Consider the following 8,924-nt stretch of genomic DNA (forward strand, 5'->3'; position numbering starts at 1 on the left):
GGATTGGCGCGGTGAGGAGGTGCTCGATCTCGGTGCGGGCGCGGCGTGCCGGGTCGGCGGTGGGGAGGTCGAGGGGGAGTGTGATGGCGGTGATTGCTGACAGGAGTGCCGTCGTCGCCTGTATGAGGGCGTCCGGCGGTGGTTCGCTGGGGTCGGCACCGCCGGTCGCCGCGTTGTCTGAGACCGCCACAGCGCGAAGCATGCCGGATGCGGCGCGTGCGCGGAACCGGGTTGGCGAAATCTCAGCGCGGGGGTGTGAGGAGTGGCTGTTCGCGGGAGTTTGTCCCGCCGGCAGCCGGGGCCGTTCGCCGCGCCGGCACAGGCCCCGGAGGTATCAGGCCACTGATCTAATACATCAGGCTGCCGACGTACTACCCCCGCGTGCCGCCCGATTCGCCAGCCCGCAACGCTGCCAGCCGCATCTCCAGCCCGTCGAGTATGGCCGCGAGCCCGACCTCGAAAGCCCGGTCGTCGATCTCCCGCTGGTGCTCGGCGAGCAGGTGTGCCTGGTTGAGGTGCGGATAGACGCCCGCGTAGACCGACGCGTCGGCCGGGAAACTCGCCGCGAACGACCCCAGCGCCGACCCGATCACCAGCGAGCGCATCAGGGCACCGATACTCGTCGCCTCGCGGCGTGGCCACCCGGCGTCCACGAGCCCGCCGAACACCGCGTCGGCGATCCGTAGCTGCGCCGGACGGCGTCCCGACCCACGCGCCAACGCGGGTACCACGTTCGGGTGCGCGGCCAGCACCTCACGATACGAACGCGCCCACCTTGCCAAGGCCCCGCGCCACGCTGGCTCCTCGCCGGTCGCGGTCGCGGTCGCGGTCGGGGTCGGGGTCGCGGTCGCGCCCGCCAACCCCGCGAAAGCCGAGACATCCACCCCCGCCACCACGCAGTCAACCACCGCGTCGATCAGCTCATCCTTCGTCGCCACGTGGTTGTACAAACTCGGCCCGCTGACCCCCAACTCCGCCGCCAGCCGCCGCGTCGACAGCGCCTCCAACCCCTCGGCGTCGACCAGGGCCAGCGCGGCGGCGACGATGCCGTCGCGGCTGAGCAGCGGCGTACGTGGCCGAGCCATGGCGTCTCCTTCTCCTCGTAACGTGGCGCCTCGCGGTGCGGCGTCGGTACCGGTGTCGACATCGACATCGGGCGCCGACGTCGGCATCGGCGTTCGGCGTCGGCGCTGGCGCTGGCGTCAAAAGAACCCCAACCCCCACGCCGCCCGAGAACCCAGTAAACCCCCCACCAAACCTTGCGCCGCTAGTTTCTCCCGACTACGTTCAAGAAAACTCCCGGCGCTAGTTTCCGCAACCCCGAGGTGCCCGATGGACCTGACCCTCACCGACGAACACGAGGCGATCCGCGCCCTCGCCGCCGACTTCACCGACCGTGAGCTGATCCCGAACGCCGCCGCCTGGGATCGGGCCGAGGCCGTGGATCGGGGCATCGTGAAGCGGCTCGGTGACCTGGGCTTCCTCGGCATGACCATCCCCGAGGAGTACGGCGGCTCGGCCGGCGACCACCTCGCCTACTGCCTCGTCATGGAAGAGCTGGGCCGGGGTGACACGGCCGTGCGCGGCATCGTCTCCGTCTCGCTCGGCCTGGTCACCAAGCCGCTGCTCGCATACGGCACCGAGGAGCAGAAGCGCCACTGGATCCCCAAGCTCACCGCCGGCGACGCCCTCGGCTGCTTCGGCCTCACCGAGCCCGGCAACGGTTCCGACGCCGGTCATCTGAAGACCAAGGCCGTGAAGGACGGCGACGGCTGGCGTATCTCCGGCTCCAAGATCTTCATCACCAACGGCACCTGGGCCGACGTCGCCCTGGTCTTCGCCCGCACCGGCAACAAGGACGGCCAGCCCGACGACGGCCCGCGCGGCATCACAGCCTTCCTGGTCCCCACCGACACACCCGGTTTCCAGGCCCGCGAGATCAAGGGCAAGCTCGGCCTGCGCGGCCAGGCCACCGCCGAACTCGTCCTGGAAGACGTCCGGGTCCCCGACGAGGCCCGGCTCGGCGAGATCGGCCAGGGCTTCAAGATCGCGATGTCCACCCTGGACAAGGGCCGCATGTCCGTGGCCGCCGGCTGCGTCGGGCTGATCCAGGCCTGCCTCAACGCCTCCGTCGACTACGCCACCCAGCGCGACCAGTTCGGCAAGTCCATCGCGCACTACCAGCTGGTCCAGGAGATGCTCGCCGACATCTCCGTCGACCTGGACGCCGGCCGCCTCCTGGTCTGGCGCGTCGCCGACCTCATCGAACGCGGCCAGCCCTACGCGACCGCCGCCTCGACCGCCAAACTCTTCTGCTCCGAGGCCGCCGTCCGCGCCGCGAACAATGCCATCCAGGTCTTCGGCGGCTACGGCTACATCGACGAATACCCCGTCGGCAAGTACCTGCGCGATGCCAGGGTCCTGACTCTCTACGAGGGCACCTCCCAGATCCAGAAGCTGCTGCTCGGTCGCGCCCTCACCGGCGTCAGTGCCTTCTGAGACGATCAAGGGGAGCGAGACAGACGCCCAGAGATACAGCCAGAGATACAAGAAGCGATACAAGAAGTAAAAGCAAGAGAAGCGCACCCGACCGGAAGCGAGCAGCCATGACCTCCCTATCGCTGGCCAGCATCCTCGCCGAGCCCGCCTGGCGCCGTCCGGACCACATCGCGCTGATCGAAGGCGACCACCGCCTCACCTTCGCCGAACTCTGGCAGCAGGTCCTCCGACAAGCCGGCGCCCTTGCCGGACAAGGTAAAGACGCAGCACAAGGCACAGGTACAGGCCCAGAAACAGGCGTCAAGCCCGGCGACAAAGTCGCCCTGATGTGCCCTAACACCATCGAGTTCCCCCGCGCCTACTACGCGATCCTCGCCGCCGGCGGCGTCGTGGTCCCCGTGCACCTCCTCCTCACGGCGGACGAAGCCGAGACCGTCCTGCGCGACAGCGGCGCCAGCCTGCTCATCGCGCACGCGATGTGCGCCGAGACCGCCGCCAAGGCCGCCGAGCGGGCCGGGGTCAGACTCCTCACGGCCGGTCCCGACGGCCGTCTGGAGGAACTGACCGAGCAGGCCACCCCGCTCCCCACCTTCGTCACCCGCCAGCCCGAGGACCCGGCCGTCATCTTCTACACGTCCGGCACTACCGGCACCCCCAAAGGTGCCGTCCTGTCCCACCTCAACCTGGTGATGAACGCGACCACCGACGCCTACGACGCCCGCGACGAAGTCCGCCGCGACGACATCGTCCTGGCCTCGCTCCCGCTGTTCCACACCTTCGGCCAGACCGTCAGCATGAACGCCACCTGGCGCCTCGGCGCCACCGTCGTCCTGCTGCCCCGCTTCGACCCGGACGCGGCCATCGCGCTGATGGCCAAGGAACGCGTCACCACCTTCCACGGCGTCCCGACCATGTACGTCACCCTCGTCGAGGCGGCGGCCCGGGCCGGGACGATGCCCCAGCTGCGCCGCTGTGTCTCCGGCGGCGCCTCGCTCCCGGTGCCGGTGCTGGAGCGGTTCGAGGCGGCGTTCGGCGCGAAGGTGCTCGAAGGCTACGGCCTGTCCGAGACCTCGCCGGTGGCCTCGGTGAACCAGCTCTCGATCGGCACCCGGGCCGGGACGGTCGGCCACCCGCTGTGGGGCGTGGACGTGGAGGTCGCCGACCCGGACGTCCTGGACGCCATCAGGCTCCTGCCCCGCGGTGAGCTCGGCGAGATCGTGATCCGCGGCCACAACGTCTTCACCGGCTACCTCGGCCGCCCCGAGGCCACCGCGGCGGCGGTCGTCGACGGCTGGTTCCGGACCGGCGACCTGGGCCGCCGGGACGCCGACGGCTTCATCTCGATCGTCGACCGGACCAAGGACCTGATCATCCGCGGCGGGTTCAACGTCTACCCGCGCGAGGTCGAGGACACGCTGCTGCGCATGCCGGGCCTCACCGAGGTCGCCGTCATCGGCGTGCCGGACGACGTCCACGGCGAGGAGATCGTCGCGGTCGTGGTGGCCGGGGCGGGCGTGCCCTCGGCCGAGGAGATCCTCGCCTACGGCGACGAGCACCTGGGACGCCACAAGTACCCGCGCCGGGTCGAGTTCGTGGACGCGCTCCCGCTCGGCCCCAGCCACAAGGTGCTGAAGCGCGAGCTGCGCGATCGGTTCAGCAAGCCTGCGGAATGACTGTTCGATAACCGACTAAACGACTTCTAACTCCACGATCACGGACTGAACGCCAGCACCAGGTACCCGGCGCACAACACCAAGTGCACGCCACCCTGCACCAACGTGGCCCGCCCCCGCACGAACGTCAGCGACCCGACCGCCACGGTCATCGCCAGCAGCACCATGTGGCTCGCGTCCAGCCCCAGGACCAGGGGAGTGGACAGCCACACGGTGGACACCGCGATCGCCGGGATGGTCAGCCCGATGCTGGCCATCGCGGACCCCAAAGCCAGGTTCAGGCTGGTCTGCACCTGGTCCCGCTGCGCCGCCCGCACCGCCGCGATCGCCTCTGGCAGCAGCACCATCAGCGCGATCACGACGCCGACCACCGACGCCGGCAGCCCGGCGCGGTCCACGCCGCGTTCGATCGTCGGGGACACGCCCTTGCCCAGCCCGACCACCGCGACCAGGGCTAGGAGGAGTAGGGCCAGGCTGGTCAGGGTTTCGCGCTTGGTCGGGGGCTCGCCCTCGTGGCCGTCTTCGCCGAAATCGGACCCGCGGTCGGGGTCGTCGTCGCCATGAGAGTCGGAGTCAGAATCGGAGTCAGAGTCAGCGGGGTCGGCGGAGTCGGCGACGTCCGCAGGCGCACCCGCCCCGGCCGCCGCCCCCACCGGCAGATAGTCCGGCCGATGCCGTACCGTCAGCGCGCTGATGAAAAGCCCGTACACCGCGATCGAAGCCAGGGCGGCGAACGTCAGCTGGGTGTTGTTGAACTCCGGCCCGGGCTGCGACGTGGTGAACGTCGGCAGCACCAGGGTCAGCCCGGCCAGCGTGATGATGGCGCCGAACACCGTCGAGGTCCCGTCGGCGTTGAACCGGGCCAGTCCCCGCTTCAGTGCCCCGAGCAGCAGGCACATCCCCGCGATGCCGTTGCAGGTGATCATCACGGCCGCGAACACCGTGTCCCGGGCCAGCCCGGCCCCCTTGGCGCCCTTCGCCGACATCATGGTGATGATCAGCGCCACCTCGATCACCGTCACCGCGACCGCCAGCACCAGCGACCCGAACGGCTCCCCGACCCGGTGCGCGACCACCTCCGCGTGGTGCACCGCGGCCAGCACCGCGCCGACCAGGAACGCGGCGATCACCGCCACCACCCACGGCGGCATGTCGCGGCCCCAGGTGAACGCGAGCAGCACCGCGGCCAAGACCGGGAGGGCGTTGGACCATACCGCCCACGCGGGCAGGCGCTGCTCGGCTGACGTGCTCATCGCAGGCCACGATCAGGCAGCCGGGCGGGCCGGGCCAAGTCCAGTCGTCCGAATGGGGGAACGGCCTCGGGCGATCGCGGGGGATCGCAGGGGCCGTGGGGGCCGTGAGGGACCGTAGTGGCATCTGCGGGGCACTGCCGGGATCTGGCGGCGGGTCGCGGCGTGCTGTGACCGCTGAGCGCCGTCAAACCCCGGCTCCGGCTCCGTCCCCGGCTCCGTCCCCGGCTCCGTCCCCGGCCCCGGAAAGCGCGACCGGCGCCGCCGATGACTCGACGGCGCCGGCCCCGAGCGCGATCCCCGCAGGGGACTGAGAGGAGCTACGAAGAAGCGGCTACGAAGCCCGCACCCCGTGCAACGCGGCATAGGCCCCGTCCCGCGCCACCAACTCGTCGTGCGTCCCGGTCTCGACGATCCGGCCGCCCTCCATCACCACGATCCGGTCGGCGTTGCGCACGGTGGACAGCCGGTGCGCCACGACGAAGGTGGTGCGCCCGGCGACCAGCCGGCCCAGCGCCTCCTGGATCAGCCGCTCGGACTGGGTGTCCAGGGCCGAGGTGGCCTCGTCCAGGATCAGCACCCGCGGATCGCGGACCAGGGCCCGGGCGATCGCCAGCCGCTGCTTCTGGCCGCCGGACATCCGTGCGCCCCGCTCCCCGACCCGGGTGTCCAGGCCGTCGGGCAGCCGCTCGACGAACTCCAGCGCGTTCGCGTCGCGCAGCGCTTTGCGCAACTCCTCGTCGTCGACGCCGGTCAGACCGTAGAGCACGTTGTCCCGGATCGTCCCGTCGAACAGCGTCGTCTCCTGCGGCACGATCGACAGGTGCTTGCGGTAGGTCCGCAGGTCCAGCCCGGCCATGTCGCGGCCGTCCAGCAGGATCCGGCCGGCGGTGGGCCGGATGAATCCGATGACCAGGTTCAGCACCGTCGACTTGCCGGCTCCGGAGGCCCCGACGAAGGCGACCGTCTCCCCGGGGCGCACCACCAGATCGAAGTCGGCGACCGACGGCCGGTCGGCATCCGGGTACTCCAGGGTCATGTCCTCGAAGCGGAACTCGCCGCGGACGGTCTGGACGGCCTCGCGGCCCTCGTTCTCCTCGATGTCCGGGGCCTGGAGGACCTCGCCGACGGACCGCACCGAGGCCAGCCCCCGGGTGATGACCGGGGTCAGGTTCATCAGCGCGGTGACCGAGCCGACCAGCGTGGTGAAGAACGCGCTGAGCATCACCACGTCGCCGGGTGAGGTGCCCAGGGTCCCGGTGTAGGCGGCGTACGCGGCGCCGGTGAGGCACGCCACGCCCATGAAGTTCAACGCGATCCAGGCCATCGCGCCGAACTTGCCGTTGATCAGGTCCAGGCGCAGCCCGGCGGCGAGTACGCGGCGCAGTGTGCCGTCCACCCGCCGGTAGGCGTCGCGCTCCAGGCCGTGTGCGCGGGTGATGGGGATCAGGTTCGTCATCTCCACGACGCGCGAGGACAATTGCTCCACTTCCTCCCGGAAGGACTCATTGTCCTGTTTCATCGGCTTGCGCAGCGCCATCGCCAGCAGCACGGTGATCGGCACCAGGGCGGCGAACACCGGCAACCAGACCGGGTCGCGGAAGGCGATGATGACGGTCGCGCCGGTCATCGTCACCAGCGCGCCGATGCCGGTGTCGGAGGTCTGCTGCGCGGCCTGCTCGATGGCCTCGACGTCCCGGATCACCTTGGCCTGTAGCACGCCGGCGCTGACCCGCGAGTGGTAGCCGATGGTCAGGTGCTGTAGCCGCCAGACCAGCGCCGAGCGCAGCCGGACGCCCATCCGCCGGATCGAGTGACTGAAGCAGCGGACGTACAGCAGGTGCCCGGGAAGGTTGAACAGGAGCAGTACGAGGAGAATGCCCGAATCGATCCAGAGGCCGGATATCGGGCGGTGCTTCACCACGATGTCGATGACGTCCGCGGTCACCAACGGGAGCAGGAATGTGGGGCTGTGCTTGACGAAATAGGCGAGGACGCCGACGGTCAGCCGGCCCCGGTCCTCGCGGAAGAGGTAGGCGAGCGTACGGATCGGGTGCTCGCCCCGGTAGTGGTGGTCGAGAGGATCGGCGGATGGCAAAGCCATGAGCGCACTCCGCGAATACTTGCTGTCGGACGGGATATACGGATCAAGTCTTCCAGAGCCTGTCGAGCCTTGTCAGCCGCGTTTCACAGCGCGGTCGGGGTGCTCGGGCGTTGTCTCATGCTCGCCAACTTTGCCGAGACTTTCTGTTCCGCTTCCCTCCGTGGGGCTATGGTGGTCCCGACCTTTCGGCGAAGCGGAGGCTTACAAACATGGTGACGTCGGCCAAGGAAGCGGCCCATCGCGCGCCCAAGAAGTACGTTCCGGTCTCCCGGACCGCGATGACGGTGACGCTGGCGACGGCGGCGGCGGGCTCGGTGGCTCTGCTCCCGACCGCGGAGGCCGACCCGAATGCGAACATCAACGACGTCAAGGCGCAGGTGGACAAGCTCCACGACCAGGCCGAGGTGGCGTCGGAGGCCTACAACGAGGCCAACACGAGCCTGAACGACCTGCAGACCAAGGTGACCCAGCTGCAGGCCCGCATCACCGCGGAGCAGGGCTCACTGGACTCCGCCCGCAGCTCGCTGGGCGGCCTGGCCGCCGCACAGTACGAGAACGGCGGCGTCGACAGCACCCTGGAACTGATGCTCCAGCAGTCGCCGGACCAGTTCCTCCAGCAGGCCACCGCCCAGGCCCAGGTGACCGGCAGCAAGATGGCCACCATGGCGACCGCCGCGGAGATCGCCCGCCAGCTGAACCAGGACAAGGCCAGCGCCAGCGACGAGCTGGCACAGCTGGCCAAGACCCGCACCACGATGGGACAGCAGAAGGCTGACATCGACGCCAAGGAGAAGCAGGCCCAGAACCTCCTGGACCAACTCACCGCCTCCCAGCGCACGCAGTACAACAAGCTGGTCAACAGCACCTCCGGCGGCGGCGTCTCCAAGAGCACCATCAGCAACCTGCCGATCCCCAGCGACGCCCGCGCCGCGATAGCGGTGGCGTTCGCCAAGGCACAGGTCGGCAAGCCCTACATCTGGGCCGCCGCCGGACCGAACGCCTACGACTGCTCCGGCCTGACGATGGCGGCCTGGGGCAAGGCCGGCGTGATGATGTCGCACGGCTCGCGCGACCAGTACGCCGACTTCCCGAAGGTGTCGGAGTCGCAGATCCAGCCAGGGGACCTGGTGATCTACTACTCGGATGCGCACCACGTGGGGATATACGTGGGGAATGGGACCATCATCCACGCTGCGAACCCGAGTGCCGGTGTGCAGTACGCGTCGCTGAATGAGATGCCGATCTATGGGATCGTGCGGCCGTAGGGGGTCTGGTTTCGGGTCTGGGTTTCGGATCCGCTCCTGTGCGTGCTGATGAACGCTTGGTTGAACGCTTGCCGGTCGTGGTCCTCTCGTTTGAGGGGACGCGGCCGGTGTTCGTTTAGGGGCTGGGCTGGGC

General features: G+C 69.6%; 7 protein-coding genes. 3 read left to right on the top strand and 4 right to left on the bottom strand.

All coding sequences use genetic code 11. From position 1 onward, the window contains the following. Together IZR01_RS45820 and IZR01_RS45825 are read right to left on the bottom strand one after the other, a co-directional pair. On the bottom strand, positions 1 to 190 hold a 190-nt coding region (locus tag IZR01_RS45820), incomplete at its 3' end, for a hypothetical protein (RefSeq protein WP_194927488.1). A 181-nt stretch (positions 191 to 371) separates the two neighbouring features. Then, positions 372 to 1,085 (bottom strand): TetR/AcrR family transcriptional regulator, encoded by a 714-nt coding sequence (locus IZR01_RS45825; RefSeq protein ID WP_194927489.1) that lies wholly within the window; start codon positions 1,083 to 1,085, stop codon positions 372 to 374. Between the two features lie 247 nt (positions 1,086 to 1,332). Between IZR01_RS45825 and IZR01_RS45830 the strand changes: the two genes are divergently transcribed. Together IZR01_RS45830 and IZR01_RS45835 are read left to right on the top strand one after the other, a co-directional pair. Continuing rightward, positions 1,333 to 2,499: an acyl-CoA dehydrogenase family protein gene (locus IZR01_RS45830; RefSeq protein ID WP_194927490.1), complete on the top strand. Its 1,167-nt coding sequence runs from the start codon at positions 1,333 to 1,335 to the stop codon at positions 2,497 to 2,499. A gap of 107 nt (positions 2,500 to 2,606) precedes the next feature. Then, positions 2,607 to 4,172, top strand: coding sequence for a long-chain-fatty-acid--CoA ligase (locus IZR01_RS45835; RefSeq protein ID WP_194927491.1), 1,566 nt, complete (start codon positions 2,607 to 2,609; stop codon positions 4,170 to 4,172). A gap of 38 nt (positions 4,173 to 4,210) precedes the next feature. Here IZR01_RS45835 and IZR01_RS45840 read toward each other — a convergent pair whose 3' ends face one another. Both IZR01_RS45840 and IZR01_RS45845 read right to left on the bottom strand, forming a co-directional pair. Then, positions 4,211 to 5,425 carry a calcium:cation antiporter gene (locus tag IZR01_RS45840; protein WP_194927492.1) on the bottom strand — a complete coding sequence of 405 codons (1,215 nt, stop codon included), beginning with the start codon at positions 5,423 to 5,425 and terminating at the stop codon, positions 4,211 to 4,213. 331 nt (positions 5,426 to 5,756) lie between these two features. Further along, entirely contained in the window at positions 5,757 to 7,526 is a 1,770-nt protein-coding gene (locus IZR01_RS45845) for an ABC transporter ATP-binding protein (RefSeq protein ID WP_194899946.1), read from the bottom strand. Positions 7,527 to 7,735: 209 nt separating this feature from the next. Between IZR01_RS45845 and IZR01_RS45850 the strand changes: the two genes are divergently transcribed. Continuing rightward, positions 7,736 to 8,791, top strand: coding sequence for a C40 family peptidase (locus tag IZR01_RS45850; protein WP_194899945.1), 1,056 nt, complete (start codon positions 7,736 to 7,738; stop codon positions 8,789 to 8,791). Positions 8,792 to 8,924: the final 133 nt, after the last annotated feature.

The sequence above is a fragment of the Catenulispora pinisilvae genome, from assembly GCF_015356865.1.
Lineage (GTDB): Bacteria > Actinomycetota > Actinomycetes > Streptomycetales > Catenulisporaceae > Catenulispora > Catenulispora pinisilvae.

What these genes read in the sequence shown, in the direction of transcription:
- IZR01_RS45825 (WP_194927489.1), bottom strand. Translation starts at nt 1,085, where the DNA reads ATGGCTCGGCCACGTACGCCGCTGCTCAGCCGCGACGGCATCGTCGCC.
- IZR01_RS45845 (WP_194899946.1), bottom strand. Translation starts at nt 7,526, where the DNA reads ATGGCTTTGCCATCCGCCGATCCTCTCGACCACCACTACCGGGGCGAG.
- IZR01_RS45840 (WP_194927492.1), bottom strand. Translation starts at nt 5,425, where the DNA reads ATGAGCACGTCAGCCGAGCAGCGCCTGCCCGCGTGGGCGGTATGGTCC.
- IZR01_RS45835 (WP_194927491.1), top strand. Translation starts at nt 2,607, where the DNA reads ATGACCTCCCTATCGCTGGCCAGCATCCTCGCCGAGCCCGCCTGGCGC.
- IZR01_RS45850 (WP_194899945.1), top strand. Translation starts at nt 7,736, where the DNA reads ATGGTGACGTCGGCCAAGGAAGCGGCCCATCGCGCGCCCAAGAAGTAC.
- IZR01_RS45830 (WP_194927490.1), top strand. Translation starts at nt 1,333, where the DNA reads ATGGACCTGACCCTCACCGACGAACACGAGGCGATCCGCGCCCTCGCC.